Raw genomic sequence first — 15,801 nt, 5'->3', positions numbered from 1 at the left:
CACCCAGCCCAAGCCGTAGTAATCGCCGGCTCCCCGGAGTTGAACAGGGACCCCAGAGACGGCGAGTTCGCCCTCCGGAGCAGCGCATACGGCGGCGGGGGGCTTGCGGTCTCGCGGGACGGAACCCTCTACTACCGCGTCTACCACGGTCGGGAGGGCCGCATAGTTCGGCTGGGGAAGGACGGACGCATCCAGTTGCGTGCCGTCGACATCGCGGCCGACCAGATGTTCGTCCAGGGGAACGACCTGTGGCTGCTCGCCGCCAAGTCCGGATTGGCGGTGGCGAAGGTGGCGCTCACCGACTGGAAACAGAGCCCGATCATCGAGTGGACGGCGCCGTCCGCGACGGTCGAGGTGGCCGGGGTGAACGGAGCCGCTCTCCCGGATAAAGAGGTCCGCGGCCTCTACCGGGACTGGACGGGCGCGAAGTTCTTCGCCCGCGCCGACGGCACGCCGATCGTCGTCTCCCGAGCGGGCCGGATGTTCGAGGTGGTGGGATCCGGAACCCTCCGCGAGTGGTCCCCGCCGGGGTACCCGGAGGCGCTCGCCGAGGTGACTGCGGGCGGGGGGCTGCGGCCTGAGGACGCGGTCACCGACCAGAACGGTCAGACGATCCTGCTGGGCCGAGCAGGTCTGCTGTACGTCCCGCGAACCGGGAAGGCCCGCTACGTTCGCTTTCCCGCCTCCACCGCCACCTTGCCTCCATGGTCCGCGATGATCGCCCTCGGTAACGGCGATGTGCTGCTCTTGGGAGGAACAACACCCACCCGGACCGCTCCGCGCCCGACGATCGTCCGGGCGGACGGCCGTATGGAGCGACTGTCCTGGGGAGGGTTCAAGTGGTGTCCGGGGGCCGGCGGCGGCCTCGCGACGATCGCCTCCGCCCTCCCCGGCGGCGTCGTCAGGCGGGCGGACGGCACGATCGTGCTGAACGACCGCAGGTGCGGCCAGGTGTACGCCTTTAAGCTCCCCGAGCCGCTGAGCGGCACTCCTTTCGGCCGCTAGGAACTGCCTGACGGCCGGTTCTGGTTCACCCCGTTCTCGATCATTCGGATCACGCCGGTACCGTCCAGGGTGTCGGTTTCCGCCGTTCCCCGGCGGAACGGGTGCTCCTTCGTCCAGTGGATGACCACGGCCTTCTGGTCATCGGTCAGCGTGTCCAGCGCGAGCAGCGCATCGATCTCCTTGTTCCCCGTGTGACCACCCTTGGACAAGGCATAGGCGTGGGCGAGGTCGATATAGAGTTGGTCGCCGTACGTCGCATCATGCGCGGTTATCTGCGCCATCTTCTTCTCGAAGTCCTGGTACTTCACCTTGTCCAAGGCCATGTCCGTGCCGATGCTGTACGCGTCCGTGACGCCGGGCACTTTCCCCGCCGGGCTCAACCCGATGCCGGCGCCCACCACGTTGCGCAGTGTGCCCAGGTGCTTTTGGGCATCGTCGAACTCTTTCTGGGTGAGTTTCTCGCTGTTGCTTCTCTCGATCAGATAAGCGGCGATGAGGCTGCCCTCAAGGTAGCCGGACCGGTCGGCGGCCCTCGTGAGGTGGTGGTGCGTCAGCGCCCAGGTGAACAGCCGCTGCCGGTAGATCTGCGCATCGTGAGCCAGTTGCGCCCACACCCTGTCGTCCGCGGCCAACGTCCGCAGGAAGGACTGGACCTCCTGACCGCCGACGTCGGCGTGCACGCGTCCCGTCACTGGATCGGCGCTGGTGAACCCGGTCCCGCTGACGGCGACGTCGCCCTTGGCGAGGACCGGCATGTGCATGCGGATCATCCCGAGAAGGCCGTTGCGCATGCCGGGGCCGAGTTCGGCCGCGTAATGCTCGCTGCGGCTCATCCAGCTCGGCCCCTGGTCCGACCGCGGGAGAACGTCGAACCACGGAATCCAGTCCGGTGGACTGTCCTTCTTGAGGTATTTGCTGACCGCCTCCCGTCCCTTATCGTTCCACCAGGACACGGTTTTGATGATCTCGGCGGCGTTGGTCGCGGCTTCTTCTTCGTGGCCGTTCTGCGGGGTGGTGGCGAGTTGGATGACCGATCCCGCGATCGTGCCGCCGTCGGGCCAGTCGGGGGCTACGAGCAGCGAGGCGTAGGTTTCGCCGGTGCCGCGCGTCATCCAGGTGAGGGCCGCGGCCTTTTCGGCGTCCTTGATGGTGAACGCGCTTTCCAGTTTCGTCGCGGCCAAGGTGCGCGCGGCGGTGAGGTCTCGCTGCTGGGAGATGCGGCCGAGGACATTGAGTGCCGGGTCGTAGGCCCTGAGCGTTTTCGGGTCGTCGTCGAGGTCCCAGTCTCGCCACCACTCGTGGTCGGGTTGGTTGACCGGTTGGATGATGGTGGCGACGTCGATCTGCTGCTTTTCGTTGATGACGTAGGACGGGTACTTCTGGCGCCAGCGGAGGGCGGCCCTGCCCAGGTCGGCCAGGATGGCGCTGCTCCATTTGACGTCGGGGGCGCTCAACTTGACCAGCAAAGCCTGGCCGGGCATGTCGTTGCCTGCGGGGCCCAGGGCTTCGGCGGCTACGGGTTCGCCGTCCTTCCTGCGGGAGAGGGCGGCTAAGGCCGTGCCCATGTCGCCGACCGTCTTCTTGTCTTTGGGAGTCAGACCGCTCGTCTTGCTCAGGCGGTGGAGGCGGTAGGCGAGCTTGCCCACGGAGCCCGGTGGGACGTTCGAGAAGAACGTGGCCAGGTAGGCGGTGTTCTTGCTGTTCTCGCGGAGGGTGCGCGCTATCTCGGACATGAGTGCCGGGGTGCCCGCGCCCGGGTGGGTGGTGTGCTTCAGGTAGGCGCGCGCCTGGAGGCGGGCCAGGTCGGTCATCTCCTTGGAGCCGAAGCGTTCCAGGTCGGGGATCTCGATGACCGGGCCCTGGATCAGGGGCGTCGGGCTGACCTCGGTTTCGGCCAGGGCGTACATGATGCGGGTGCGCATGCGGGCCGCCTGGGTGCGGCACCAGGCGGCGGCGTTGTCGCAGGACGTGGTGCTCGGGATGTCGGGGCGGGCCGGGGCCAGGTGGACGCGGATCGCCCTGGCTCGGTGGGGAAGGTCGGCGGCGGCGCGGGTCAGGGCCGTCTCCAGGCGTTCTAAGGCGGACGGGGAGACCGAGGCGACGCCCGGCTTGCCGGCGGGCGGTGTGACGCGGGGGATCTCCGGCGGGGCGAGGGTGAGGGGCACCTGGTTGTGGCGGATGGCGGTGCGTTCGGCGTCCAGCATCAGGCGGTTCAGGGCGCGGTTGTGGCCCTGGAGGTCGGTGGTGAACGCGGCGGCGGAGCCGCCCTGCCAGGTCTGCGGGCCCATGAGACGGGTCACCTCGGACATCGCCGTGGAAATCGCCTGAAGCTCGGCGTGCACGGCGCGGACGTCGATCTTCAGGGCCATGACCGCCTCCTTTGCGTGATGTTGACGTTAGTGAAAGGCGAGGCGCAGCGGGACGGGATCGAACTCTGTGGAAAAAGTTCGCGCGGGGATGTCGAGATCCCGTGGGCGGCTTCGTCCCCGGTGCGGAGGCGGTCAGAATGGGCCGCACGAGCATCCAGGAGAAGACGATGGCGAAGTACCTGCTTCTGAAGCACTACAGCGGCGCGCCGGCGGCGGTGAACGACGTGCCGATGGACAAGTGGACGCCGGAGGAGATCTCGGCGCACGTCCAGTACATGGACGACTTCGCGGCGCGGCTGGAGGAGACCGGGGAGTTCGTCGACGGCCAGGCGCTGTCGCCCGAGGGGACGTGGGTCCGCTACGACGGGGAGGGGCGGCCGCCGGTCACCGACGGGCCGTTCGCCGAGACCAAGGACCTCATCGCCGGCTGGATCGTGATCGACGTCGACTCCTACGAGCGGGCCGTGGAGCTGGCCGGGGAGCTGTCGGCGGCGCCGGGGGCGGGCGGACGGCCGATCCACGAGTGGCTGGAGGTGCGGCCGTTCCTGGCCGCGCCGCCGACCATCACGGAGTGACGTCCATGGACGAGGCTCTGCTGCGGAGCCTCACGCCGAGCGTGCTCGGGATCCTCGTCCGCCGCGGAGCCGACTTCGCGGCGGCCGAGGACGCCGTGCAGGACGCGCTGGTCGAGGCGGTCCGGACGTGGCCGGACGACCCGCCGCGCGACCCGAAGGGCTGGCTGGTCAGCCGGGCCTGGCGGCGGTTCCTCGACGCGACGCGGGCGGACGCGGCGCGGCGCCGGCGGGAGGACCGGGCCGAGGAGGAGCCGCCGCCCGGTCCCGTGACCGCGGTGGACGACACGCTCTGGCTGTACTTTCTGTGCGCGCACCCGTCGTTGACGCCGTCGTCGGCGGTCGCGCTCACGCTGCGTGCGGTGGGCGGGTTGACCACACGCCAGATAGCGCGGGCTTACCTGGTGCCTGAGGCGACCATGGCGCAGCGCATAAGCCGCGCCAAGCGGACGGTGTCGGACGTGCGGTTCGACCGGCCCGCCGATGTCGCCACCGTGCTGCGCGTCCTGTACCTGGTGTTCAACGAGGGCTACTCCGGTGATGTGGACCTGGCGGCGGAGGCCATCCGGCTCACCCGGCAGCTCGCGAGGATGGTCGACCATCCGGAGGCGGCGGGGCTGCTCGCGCTGATGCTGCTCCACCACGCCCGGCGCGCCGCCCGTACCGCGCCGGACGGCAGCCTGGTGCCGCTGGCGGAGCAGGATCGCGGGTTGTGGGACACCGTGCTGATCGCCGAGGGCGTCGAGATCCTCCAGGCGGCGCTCGCGCGGGACCGGCTGGGCGAGTACCAGGCGCAGGCCGCGATCGCTGCGCTGCACGCCGACGCGCTGGTCGCGGAGGAGACCGACTGGGTGCAGATCGTCGAGTGGTACGACGAGCTGGTGAGCCTGACCGGCAGCCCGGTCGTCCGGCTGAACCGGGCGGTGGCGGTCGGGGAGGCGGACGGTCCGCGCGCCGGGCTGGCGGCGCTCGCGGAACTGGACGATTCCCTGCCCCGCTACACGGCGGCCGCCGCCTACCTGCACGAGCGCGACGGCGACCTGGAGACGGCGGCGCGGCTGTACGCGGAGGCGGCGCGGAAGGCGCCCGACCTCGCCGAGCGCGACCATCTGACGCGCCAGGCCGCCCGTCTCAACTCCCGCCGGTGAGGGTCACTCGCGGGACAGGGCGCGGGTGGCGCCGGCGGCGACGGTCAGGCCGAGGATCAGTCCGGCGGCGACGATGAGGTTCGCGATCCACTGGTAGACGCCCTTCGGGGCGAACTCGATCTCCTGGCCGAGGCTGCCGATCGGCAGCAGCAGGTCCAGCGTGTAGAAGAACGCGTTGAAGTGCGGCTTGTGGCCGTCGTCCAGGACGTCGGGCTTGTGGAGGGAGAAGACGATCGTGCCGAAGGCGAGCAGGCCGACGAGCCAGCTCGCGGCGCGGAACGGGCGGTAGCCGTAGCCGACGAGGACGTCCTGCAGCCAGCCGACGATCTTGCGGGGGACGCCCTGGGTCTGGCGGCGGTCGCGGGCCTTGGCGAGCAGCACGGAGCGGCCGTCGGCGTCCAGCCCGAGGGCGCGGTAGGTCTGGGCGAGGCGCTCGTAGGGCTGCGGTGCGTAGCCGTCGGAGTCGCGGCGCAGCCAGGCCAGGCGCTCGCGGGCGGTGAGCGGCGGTTCGAGGGTCTCGTACTGGAGGCCGTCGAGCTGCAGGCGGTCCGGCCAGGACGCGGCGTCGTCCCGGAGCAGGTTGATGCGGGCGTAGGACAGGTCCGTGGTGCCCTGGACGGGCTCGGCGGTGCGCAGCAGCAGCTCCTCGGCCTGGACGCGCTGCAGGCTCAGCGCCGTCCCCTCGTGGCGGAGCCGGGCGCCGCGGAGGCTGAGCTGGCCGGTGACGCGGGCGCCGGAGAAGCTGACGGCGCCGACGGAGGTGAAGCCGTCCGAGCAGTAGACGTCGGTCTCGACGGCGAGGTCGTCGGCGTTGAGCGCGGTGCGCTCCGGCGCGGACAGGTTCGCGCCGACGAACGACAGGTACCCGCCGACGCGGGCGCCGCGCAGCCGCACCTCGCCCTCGGCGGCGAACCCGCCGTCGCAGAACACGTTCGCGGCGACGTCCAGGCGGCTCGCGTACAGGGCGACGCCGGTCGGGTTGTAGAGCCGCGCGCCCCGGAAGATCAGCTGCCCGCCGATCCGGGCGCCGGGCAGCCGGACCTCGCCGTTGGCGACGAAGCCCTGGTCGCAGTACACGTTCGCCTCGACGGCGAGCCGGTCGGCGAGCAGCGCGTCCCCGCCCGGGTTCGTCAGCTGGACGCCCGACATGTTCAGGATGCCGGTGATGTTCGCGCCGTCCAGCCAGAGGCCGCCGTTGATCCGGCTGCCCTCCAGCCACAGGTGGCCGTCCACCCGGGTGCCGGACGCGACCAGGCCGGGCAGCCGGCAGCGCATCAGGTGGACGCTGTTCATGCTCGCCCAGTACAGGTGCGGCGCCTCGTCGAACGAGCACCCGGTGAGCGCCAGCGGGACGGTGACCTCGGCGTGCCCGAGGTTCAGCGACCCGGTGACGCGGGCGCCGGTCAGCCGGACGGCGGCGACCTGCCCCGGCTCGGGCTCCACGGCGCCGACGAGGAGGGCGACCAGGACCTCCGCCCTCACCACCCGGTCGTGTCCCCACCGGTCGGACTGCCCGACGTCGTCGAACGCCGGATCGCCGGACGACAGGTCGACCGCCTCCCCCTTCGGGAAGGCCTTCCACAGGCGGCGCTCGGAGGGGGTGAGGTCCTCGATGTTCATCGGACGGCTCCGGGGGTGCGGACGGGTCGTGGACTGCCATGGTGCCGTACGCTTCAGATCGTCAGGAAAAGCGCAGATCAGTGAGGGGGCGGTCGTGGCGCGTGTCGTCGTGGACGTCATGCTCAAGCCGGAGATCCTCGACCCGCAGGGCCAGGCGATCGCCCGGAAGCTGCCGCAGCTGGGATACGAGGGCGTCGTCGCCGTCCGGCAGGGCAAGCGGTTCGAGGTGGAGCTGGAGGGGGACGCCGACGAGGCGGCCCTGGAGCGGGTCGGCAAGATCGCCGAGACGCTGCTGGCCAACCCGGTGATCGAGAACTACGAGGTTCACGTTCTGTAACCGGCCCGGTCCGGGTCACGGGCGTCCTACCGCCCTGGAAAGACCCGCCAGTATGGCGATTACGGAAGATACCGCCGGGGAAGTGTTAGCTGCGTCGAGTCGTCGAGCACGCTCCGGGGTCGGGGGAACGATCGGGAAGCCCGGGGCATGACACGAGGTGACCGGGTGGACATGAGGTTCTCGCTCGCGCTGCCGCGCGACGCGCTGAGCATCCCGGTGATCAGGCGTGTGCTGGGGGACGCCTTGCGCGGGCTCGGCGTCGCCGAGGACTGCGTCGACGACATGCTCGTCGCCGCCTCCGAGGCGTGCACGAACGTCGTCCAGCACGCCCGCGCGACCGGCGAGTACGAGGTCACCGGGCACGTGGACGACGGCGAGTGCATGCTCAAGGTCATGGACTGGGGCCGCGGCCCGCGGCCCGCCCCGGTCGACCGGGGCGCGTTGAGCGAGTCCGGCCGCGGGCTTAAAATCATGCGGGCGCTGGTGGACGAACTGGACATCGACTCCTCGCCCGACGCAGGCACCGTCGTTCACCTGCGGAAGCGGCTGACCTGGAGCGACGGGGCCCTGGTCCGCCGCCTCGACGCCGGACTCATGCACAACGCCGGGTAGATTAGTGGCGCGCGGGGGGTATGCGACGCGCGCAGCGGGGTGATCGGCGGAGGAGATCCCGACCGTCCCGGCCGCACCTCATTTCGGAGGAACAGAACAGATGGACGCTGCCCGGGTAGGCATCATCACCTTCCCCGGTTCTCTGGACGACAAGGACGCCGCACGCGCCGTCCGGCTGTCCGGCGCCGAGCCGGTCGCGCTGTGGCACGGCGACCACGACCTGCAGGGCGTGGACGCCGTCGTGCTGCCCGGCGGGTTCTCCTACGGGGACTACCTGCGGGCGGGCGCGATCGCCCGGTTCGCACCGCTGATGACCGAGCTGGTGGCCGCCGCGAACGCGGGCCTGCCCGTCCTCGGCATCTGCAACGGCTTCCAGGTGTTGTGCGAATCACATCTGCTGCCGGGGGCGCTGCTGCCGAACGCGGGGCTGCACTTCGTCTGCCGCGACCAGCGGCTCCGGGTCGAGAACGCCGACACCGCCTGGACCAGCGAGTACAGCGAGGGCCAGGAGCTGGTGATCCCGATCAAGAACCGGGACGGCCGGTACACCGCCGACCGGGAGACGCTGATCGAACTGGCCGACACCGGCCGGATCGTCGCCCGGTACGTCGACCTGAACCCCAACGGCTCCCTCGACGACATCGCCGGCATCTGCAACGAGGCCGGCAACGTGGTCGGCCTCATGCCCCACCCCGAGCATGCCGTGGAGTCCCTGACCGGCCCGTCCACCGACGGGCTCGGCTTCTTCACCTCGATCGTCAAGAGACTGGTCAACGCATGAGTGAGCAACGGCCCCACGCGTCCGGGCGAGCGACCCGCAACGCGTCCGACGAGCCCTCGATGGAGTGGCTCGGCGAGCTCAAGTCCGACGCGGACGACCCCGAGCTCCAGCCCGTCAACCCCGCGGTGACCCAGGGCTTCAAGGCCATCATCGAGGAGGACCGGCACGCGGCCCCGGCCGGCCGCCCGGTCCAGGACCCGGCCGTCCAGGCGTCCCCGCCCGCCGGCGGCCTGCCGCAGGACGGCGAGCAGCCGCCGCCGCCCATGGCGCCGCCCGCCGGCCCCGCGCAGGGGCCCGAGCAGGAGTTCGCCCGAGCGCTGGAGGAGGAGCGCGCCGCCGGTGACCCCTCGGTCACCGTGGTCGACCCCTCGACCACCGCGGGCGACCCGTCCCTGACCATGCCCGACCTGAGCGCGTTCGCCGCGCCCCGCCCGCCGGCGGCGCCCGGCGGCTCCGGCACCGGCCCCCAGCCCGCCGTGGGCACCGGCACCGGGCCTCAGCCCGCCGTGGGCACCGGCACCGGCCCGCAGCCCGCCGTCGGGACCGGGACCGGCCCGCAGCCGGCCGTCAGGCCAGGCACGGCGCCGCAGCCGATCGTCGACCTCAACTCGGGCCCGCTGGCGCGCCCCGAGGGCCCCGGCACGGGCCCGCAGCCCGCCGTGGGCACCGGCACGGCGCCGCAGCCGATCGTCGGTACGGGGACGGGCCCGCAGCCCGCGATCGGTACCGGGACGGGCCCGCAGCCCGCGATCCCGAGCAGCGGCCCGCAGCCGATCGTCGACCTCAACTCGGGCCCGCTGGCGCGCCCTGAGGGCCCCGGCACGGGCCCGCAGCCCGCCGTGGGCACGGGCACCGGCCCGCAGCCCGCCGTGGGCACCGGCACTGGCCCGCAGCCCGCCGTGAACTTGAACACCGGCCCGCTGGTGCCCGTCCGCTCCGAAGGCCCCGGAACGGGCCCGCAGCCGCGCATCGGCACCGGCCCGCAGCCCGCCGTGGGCACGGGCACCGGCCCGCAGCCCGCGATCGGCTCGGGCACGGGTCCGCAGCCCGCCGTGGGCCGTGGGACGGGGCCGCAACCGGCCATCGGCACGGGCACCGGCCCGCAGCCGGCCATCGGCCGCGGCACGGGTCCGCAGCCCGCCCTCGGCCGGGGCACAGGCCCGCAGCCCGCGATCGCGGGGGCCGTCCCCGTCGACCACGGCACGGACACCGTGGCCATCGCCGCCGCGACCCCCGAGCGTCCGCAGCCGTACGCCGAGCTGGGGATGAACGAGGAGGAGTACCGGCGCGTCCGGCACATCCTCGGGCGCCGTCCCACGTCGGCGGAGCTGGCGATCTACTCGGTCATGTGGAGCGAGCACTGCTCCTACAAGAGCTCCAAGGTGCACCTGCGTCAGTTCGGCGACAAGGCACCGAAGACCGACAAGCTCCTGGTCGGCATGGGGGAGAACGCCGGTGTCGTCGACATCGGCCAGGGCTGGGCGGTCACCTTCAAGGTGGAGTCGCACAACCACCCGTCCTACGTGGAGCCGTACCAGGGCGCCGCTACGGGCGTCGGCGGCATCGTCCGCGACATCATGTCGATGGGCGCCCGCCCCATCGCCGTCATGGACTCGCTGCGCTTCGGCCCGGCAGAGGCCCCTGACACCCAGCGCGTCCTGCCCGGCGTTGTGGCCGGTGTGGGCGGCTACGGGAACTCCCTGGGCCTGCCCAACATCGGCGGTGAGACGGTCTTCGACGCCTGCTACGAGCAGAACCCGCTCGTGAACGCCCTGTGCGTCGGCGTGATGAAGCACGAGGACATCAAGCGCGCCGTGGCCCCCGGCCCCGGCAACCAGGTGATCCTGTTCGGCGCCCTGACCGGGCCGGACGGCATCGGCGGCGCGTCTGTCCTCGCCTCGGCGACGTTCGACGAGGAGTCGCACCAGAAGCGGCCGTCGGTCCAGGTGGGCGACCCCTTCATGGAGAAGCTGCTCATCGAGTGCTGCCTGGAGCTGTTCCGCGAGGACCTCGTGGTCGGCATCCAGGACCTCGGCGCCGCGGGCGTGTCCTGCGCGACGACGGAGCTGGCCGCGGCCGGCACCGGCGGCATGCACGTCGACCTCGACGCCGTCCCGCTCCGCGACCAGACGCTCCGCCCTGAGGAGATCCTCATGAGCGAGTCGCAGGAGCGCATGATGGCGGTCGTGTCGCCCGACAAGGTCGACCGCTTCATGGAGATCTGCGGCCGCTGGGAGATCCCGGCCACCGTCATCGGCCAGGTCACCGACACCCGCCGCCTCGTCATGACGTGGCGCGGCGAGACGATCGTCGACCTCCCGCCGGTCACGGCCGCCGACGAGGGCCCCGTCTACAACCGCCCGTACGAGCCCCCGCACGACCTGGGGGCCCTGCAGGCCGACACCCCGGGCCGTCTTACGCGTCCCTCCACGGGCGACGAGCTGCGCCGGACGGTGCTGTGGCTGGCCGGGTCCCCGAACCTCGCCAGCAAGACGTGGGTGACGTCGCAGTACGACCGGTACGTCCTCGGCAACACCGTCTCGGCGATGCCGGAGAACGCGGGCGTGGTCCGCATCGACGACGAGTCGGGGCTGGGCATCGCGCTGTCCCTGGACGGCAACGGCCGCTACACGCGCCTCGACCCGTACTCGGGCGCGCAGCTCGCGCTCAGCGAGGCGTACCGCAACGTCGCCGCCACCGGCGCGCGTCCCCTGGCCGTCACGAACTGCCTCAACTTCGGCTCCCCGGAGGACCCGGGCGTCATGTGGCAGTTCGCGCGCGCCGTGGAGGGCCTCGCGGACGGCTGCCAGTACCTGGGCATCCCGGTCACCGGCGGCAACGTCAGCTTCTACAACCAGACGGGCGACACCCCGATCAACCCGACCCCGGTGATCGGCGTCCTCGGCGTCCACGACGACGTCCGCCGCCGGGTGAACATGTCGCTGACCACCGACGGCGCCACGATCGCGCTGCTCGGCGAGACCCGCGAGGAGTTCGGCGGCTCGGAATGGGCGCACGTCGTCTACGGTCACCTGGGCGGCCTGCCGCCGCTGGTCGACCTGAAGGCGGAGGCGGCGCTGGCGTCCGTCATGGTCGCCGCCATCCGGGACGGCCTGATCACGGCGGCGCACGACCTGTCGGACGGCGGCCTGTCGCAGACCCTCGTCGAGTCGTGCCTGCGCGGCGGCCTCGGCGCCCGCATCACGCTGCCCGGCGACCCGTTCGTGTCGCTGTTCAGCGAGTCGGTTGCCCGCGCGATGCTGGTGGTCCGGCCGGGCGCCGAGGCGCGCCTGGCGGCCCTGTGCGAGTCGGCGGGCGTCCCGGTCACGCAGATCGGCGTGGCGGGCGGCGACTCCCTCCACGTGACCGGACGCGGCCCGGAGGGCGACCAGCAGGAGCTGTTCAGCATCGGCCTGTCGGAGCTCCGCGAGGCGCACGAGCGCATGCTCCCGAGCTACGCCGACTGACGAAGTTCTGATCGACAAAGGGGCGTCCCGCCAAGGGGCGCCCCTTCTCACTACCAGGGGTGCCCTCTGCCTCCCGCCCGCCCGCGTCTAGCCTGAGACTGCAACCGGTCTACGGGGAGGCACGGGTGGGTACCAAGCGCTGGTCCGAACTCAGTCGGCGGGAACGCTCGTTCATCGCGGGCGCCACGACGGTGCAACTGTCGCTCTCGGCGGCGGCACTGGTCGACCTGCAGCGCCGTCCGAGCGAGCAGGTCAAGGGACCGAAGCGCCTCTGGCGGATGCTCGCCTTCGTCAACTTCGTCGGCCCGATCGCCTACTTCCTCTTCGGCCGCAGAAAGTAACCGCGCGGAACATCTCGACTAGTGGATATTCATCGTCAGATGCAATATCCACTAGTTCTAGAAGACCGAGATGTGGACGTGGTCGTAGTGGTTGGCGGTTACGCCGCCGCGGTTCTCCATCGTGCGCCAGCCGGGGCTGCGCATGTCGTAGATGCGCTGGCGCCAGATGACGTACTTGATGCCGAGGGCGCTGGCGTGGGAGATGGCGTACTGGGCCGTCTGGTCGCCGAGTGACTGGGCGCTGCCGGAGGCCATCGCGCCGCCGGTGGTGACCATGAAGTCGCAGGCGTGGCCGGTGCCGTGGTCCTGCGGGTCGGCGGTGTGGCGGACGCAGCCGATCGTGGGGAAGGGCCCGAACTCCACGTCGAGGGTGTTCTTCACCTTCAGCATGCGGGGCGTGACGCCGCCCATGCCGACGCTCGGCGACTCGGGCTTGTACTTCTTCACGAGGTTCTTGATCTGGGCCTTGCGGTTCTTGAGGTCCTGCAGTTCCTTCTTCAGCTCCGTCATCTTCTGCTGCGCCTGCTTGCGGGCGGCGAGCTGGTCGTCGACGAGCTTCTGGATCTGCGCGACCTTCGCGGCCTTGTTCTGCGCGAGGTGGCTGACCAGGGTGGCGTTGCTGAGGAGGTCGGTCGGGTTCGCGTCGGTGACGAAGGTGACGGTCGGGTCCTGGCCGCCGGTCATGTACTGGGTGGCCGCGAGCTGGGCGACGAGGTTGCGCGCCTCGACGAGGTCCTTCTGCAGGGCGTTGGACTTGCTCAGCGCCTTCTGGGCGGCGTACTGGGCGTCCCGCAGCTTGGCGAGGTCGCCGCCGTACTCCCTGTCGAGCTGCGCGATCTGGCGGTTCAGCTTGGCGAACTTGGCGCTGTCGCCCGGATCCATGGGGACGGCCGCGGGGGGTGCCGCCACCGCCGACGGAGTCGCGGTGCCGAGCAGCGGCAGTGCCGTGGCGATGGCCACGAGAGCCGCGGCGGCGCGTCGTCCACCTCGCCGGCGGGCGGTGGGCCGACATGTGGAGGCGGGGGTCTCCACGTGTTCTCCTCTCGTCATGGCCGTAGGTACGGAGGTCCGGTGGCCCGAAGGTCAATGAAAGCTAAAGAACCGTCCAGCCTCGCCAAGGGTAGACCCAAGGGCCCGGTGGGACGGCGCGTACGCGCGAAGCCCGGCTCCCTTGCTGGGAGCCGGGCCATCCTACGTGACCGGACTCACAGCTTGCCCTTGTAGAGCAGCCGATTGGGCTGCGACCGCAGCTTCTTGAGACTGTGCGTGGAGTTGTCGTTCAGCCACTTCTGCACCTGCGGGAAAGTCGCCTTCTTATGCGTGGACAGGTAGAGGGCCGCCACGCCGCTGACGTAGGGGGCGGCCATGGACGTTCCGCTGGCCTTCTTCAGGCCGCCGCCAGGCCAGGTGGACCAGATGCCGTAACCGGGGGCGTTGATGTCGACGCACTTGCCCCAGTTGGAGAACGCGGCGCGGTTGTCGTAAACGGTGGTCGCGCCGACCGTCATGACCCATCCGGCGCCGGACGGGGAGAAGTTGCAGGCGTCCTTGTTGTCGTTGCCTGCGGCCACGGACACGAACACCCCGGACTTGGACAGGTTCATCACGGCGGTGTTGAGCGCCGAGGACTTCGGTCCGCCGAGGGACAGGTTCGCCACGGCCGGCTTGGCGGCATGGGTGCGCAGCCACTGGACGGCGGCGACGACGTCCGACATCGAGCCGGAGCCGTTGCAGTCGAGGACGCGCAGTGCCCGTAGCTTGACCGACTTGGCGGCGCCCGTGGTCTTGGCCCCGATGATGCCTGCGACGTGGGTGCCGTGGCCGTTGCAGTCGCTTCCGTTGCCGCCGAACCTGCTCGCCGTCCAGGCGACGGAGGCGCGGCCTCCGAACTCCTTGTGCCGGACGTCGATGCCGGTGTCGATGACGTAGGCGTTCACGCCGCTGCCGGACGATGTGTAGGAGTAGGTCTTGGAGAGCTTCCTGGACCGCTGGTCGATCCGGTCGAGGCCCCAGGGCAGCGGTGAGCGCTGGGTGGTGGTGGCCCGGACGACCTGGTCCTGCTCGATCGCGGCGACGCGGTGGTCGCGGCGCAGCTTGTCCAGCTGGTCGCCCGTCAGCTTGGCGGCGAAGCCGTTCAGCACGCCGTCGAAGCGCTTGACGCCGGACGCCCTGACGTTCTTCGCGGCGGTGTCGGTGGACGCTCCGGGCTTCAGCGTGACGATGTACTGGCCGGGCACCGGGGTGCCCTCGGCCGCCGTCACCCGCACCAGGGACGCGGAGTCGCCGGCGAACGCGGGGAGCGCCGCGGCGGCGGCGAGGCTCGTCGCGACCGCGCCGGCCAACAGCAGCCTTCGGTGGACAGCCCGCACGGCCTCTCCTTCTGCCGGGGGACCGCGAGCGGCGGGCCCCGCCAACAAGGCCGATGATCTCGACCGAGGGGAACCCTAGCGGAACTGTCCTGATAAGAGACGACAAACTGACTGTATTGCCGGATATGGGGTCCTATGTCCGCCGGTCAGCCGCGGTTGAGCCGGCCGCCGTAGGCGAGCTTCGTGCCCGGCTTGCTCCACGTGTACTGCAGGGTCCCGTCCGGCTGGCGGGTGATCTCGACGACCCCGCTCGTGCACGGCTTGCCGATGGCCAGGTTCATCTTCAGCGCGCTTTCGGTGCCCCTGGCCAATGTGAGCGTGCCGTTGCACCCCTCACGCGGATACACCGCTTGGGCCGTGGTGCCGCCTGTCTGGAACGTGACCTCCACTGGGAAGGAGACATTGCGGTTGGTGTTGACCACAGTCCCCTTCCAGGTGCCCGCAAAGGACGACGGGATCGTTGTCACCGGACGGTTGTTGGACGCGTTGGCGCTGTCCGGAGGCGGCCCATCGTCGCCCTTGAGTTGGGGCCACAGCACCAGCGCGATGATGGCGATGCCGACGCTGACGCCGATGAACAGCGAAAGGGCGAGCCCGAGCACATGGTTGCTGGGGCGGCGCATGCGCGCGAGGGAGGACAGCGGTGAGGAACGATGCCCGCCGCCGTCGCGCCCATGGCCGAGCCCGGGGATGAGGTTCCCCGCCGTGTCGCCGCCGGTGGGCGGGTGGTCGTACATGCCGACCGCGTCGAACGTCGCCGTCGGGTCCGGAGCCACCGCGTCGAACGCGGCCGTCGGGTCGGCGGCGACCGGATCGAACCTCGTGGTCTCGTCCGACCGGGGGTGCTCCTCCCGCTGGGCGGAGCCGGCCGGACGGTCCAGGCCGACGGCGCCGAACATCGCGGTCGCCTCGAAGGCCGCCGGGTCCAGGTCGGCCAGGGGCGGCGGCTCGGGTGCGGGCTCCGGGTCGCGGCGGGCCTTGCGGGTGCGCGAGAGCTTGCCGAGGAGGGGAAGGGACGGCGACGCCCCCTCCTGAGGCGGACCGGACGGCCCTGGTGGACCGAAAGGCCGGCAGCGGGCCTCATCTACCAGGGCGAGTCCGGCGGGCTGAACGAGGCGACGTCCGACATCATGGCCACCAACGGAGACTGAGGTGCTGGCGCTGCTGGACGAGCGCGCAG

Annotated in this window: 14 protein-coding genes; 9 read left to right on the top strand and 5 right to left on the bottom strand. The window is 71.1% G+C overall.

Annotated elements, in window-relative coordinates; genetic code table 11:
• Positions 1 to 1,005, top strand: a 1,005-nt coding sequence (locus ETD96_RS25550) for a hypothetical protein (protein WP_205719456.1), incomplete at its 5' end; no start/stop codon positions are given.
• On the opposite strand, the gene ETD96_RS25545 is transcribed toward ETD96_RS25550, so the two are convergent.
• Positions 1,002 to 3,374 (bottom strand): hypothetical protein, encoded by a 2,373-nt coding sequence (locus ETD96_RS25545; RefSeq protein WP_138639021.1) that lies wholly within the window; start codon positions 3,372 to 3,374, stop codon positions 1,002 to 1,004. The two genes, ETD96_RS25550 and ETD96_RS25545, sit on opposite strands and share 4 nt — an antisense overlap.
• A 167-nt stretch (positions 3,375 to 3,541) precedes the next feature.
• Here ETD96_RS25545 and ETD96_RS25540 point away from each other — a divergent pair, with 167 nt between their 5' ends.
• A complete protein-coding gene (locus tag ETD96_RS25540) occupies positions 3,542 to 3,949 on the top strand; it encodes a YciI family protein (protein ID WP_138639025.1) in 408 nt (135 codons plus the stop codon).
• Positions 3,950 to 3,954: 5 nt separating this feature from the next.
• Positions 3,955 to 5,094: an RNA polymerase sigma factor gene (locus ETD96_RS25535; protein WP_138639020.1), complete on the top strand. Its 1,140-nt coding sequence runs from the start codon at positions 3,955 to 3,957 to the stop codon at positions 5,092 to 5,094.
• A 3-nt stretch (positions 5,095 to 5,097) separates the two neighbouring features.
• On the opposite strand, the gene ETD96_RS25530 is transcribed toward ETD96_RS25535, so the two are convergent.
• Entirely contained in the window at positions 5,098 to 6,714 is a 1,617-nt protein-coding gene (locus ETD96_RS25530; protein WP_138639019.1) for a hypothetical protein, read from the bottom strand.
• A gap of 94 nt (positions 6,715 to 6,808) precedes the next feature.
• Between ETD96_RS25530 and purS the strand changes: the two genes are divergently transcribed.
• The 5 genes from purS to ETD96_RS25505 all read left to right on the top strand — a co-directional run bounded on the left by purS (position 6,809) and on the right by ETD96_RS25505 (position 12,252).
• Positions 6,809 to 7,051, top strand: coding sequence for a phosphoribosylformylglycinamidine synthase subunit PurS (purS, locus tag ETD96_RS25525; RefSeq protein ID WP_171069231.1), 243 nt, complete (start codon positions 6,809 to 6,811; stop codon positions 7,049 to 7,051).
• A 171-nt stretch (positions 7,052 to 7,222) separates the two neighbouring features.
• Positions 7,223 to 7,663: an ATP-binding protein gene (locus tag ETD96_RS25520; protein ID WP_138639024.1), complete on the top strand. Its 441-nt coding sequence runs from the start codon at positions 7,223 to 7,225 to the stop codon at positions 7,661 to 7,663.
• A 100-nt stretch (positions 7,664 to 7,763) separates the two neighbouring features.
• Entirely contained in the window at positions 7,764 to 8,444 is a 681-nt protein-coding gene (gene purQ / locus ETD96_RS25515; RefSeq protein ID WP_138639017.1) for a phosphoribosylformylglycinamidine synthase subunit PurQ, read from the top strand.
• Positions 8,441 to 11,911 carry a phosphoribosylformylglycinamidine synthase subunit PurL gene (gene purL / locus ETD96_RS25510; RefSeq protein ID WP_420884784.1) on the top strand — a complete coding sequence of 1,157 codons (3,471 nt, stop codon included), beginning with the start codon at positions 8,441 to 8,443 and terminating at the stop codon, positions 11,909 to 11,911. Before purQ ends, purL begins: the two co-directional genes overlap by 4 nt.
• Before the next feature lie 125 nt (positions 11,912 to 12,036).
• Positions 12,037 to 12,252, top strand: coding sequence for a PLD nuclease N-terminal domain-containing protein (locus tag ETD96_RS25505; RefSeq protein WP_138639016.1), 216 nt, complete (start codon positions 12,037 to 12,039; stop codon positions 12,250 to 12,252).
• A gap of 57 nt (positions 12,253 to 12,309) precedes the next feature.
• Here the strand turns inward: ETD96_RS25505 and ETD96_RS25500 are convergent, their stop codons facing one another.
• The 3 genes from ETD96_RS25500 to ETD96_RS48210 all read right to left on the bottom strand — a co-directional run bounded on the left by ETD96_RS25500 (position 12,310) and on the right by ETD96_RS48210 (position 15,244).
• Entirely contained in the window at positions 12,310 to 13,284 is a 975-nt protein-coding gene (locus tag ETD96_RS25500) for a coiled-coil domain-containing protein (protein ID WP_138639015.1), read from the bottom strand.
• A gap of 173 nt (positions 13,285 to 13,457) precedes the next feature.
• Positions 13,458 to 14,621: a S8 family peptidase gene (locus ETD96_RS25495; RefSeq protein ID WP_138639014.1), complete on the bottom strand. Its 1,164-nt coding sequence runs from the start codon at positions 14,619 to 14,621 to the stop codon at positions 13,458 to 13,460.
• A gap of 146 nt (positions 14,622 to 14,767) precedes the next feature.
• A complete protein-coding gene (locus ETD96_RS48210) occupies positions 14,768 to 15,244 on the bottom strand; it encodes a hypothetical protein (RefSeq protein WP_138639013.1) in 477 nt (158 codons plus the stop codon).
• A 30-nt stretch (positions 15,245 to 15,274) separates the two neighbouring features.
• On the opposite strand from ETD96_RS48210, the gene ETD96_RS48205 reads away from it, so the two are divergent.
• Complete coding sequence (locus tag ETD96_RS48205) at positions 15,275 to 15,772, top strand: M4 family metallopeptidase (RefSeq protein WP_138639012.1); 498 nt, start codon at positions 15,275 to 15,277, stop codon at positions 15,770 to 15,772.
• The last annotated feature ends 29 nt before the right edge of the window (positions 15,773 to 15,801 follow it).

It is taken from the genome of Actinomadura geliboluensis, from assembly GCF_005889745.1.
GTDB lineage: Bacteria > Actinomycetota > Actinomycetes > Streptosporangiales > Streptosporangiaceae > Spirillospora > Spirillospora geliboluensis.
The sequence above is the reverse complement of the archived record's forward strand: the minus strand, read 5'-3'. Positions and strand labels throughout refer to the sequence as shown.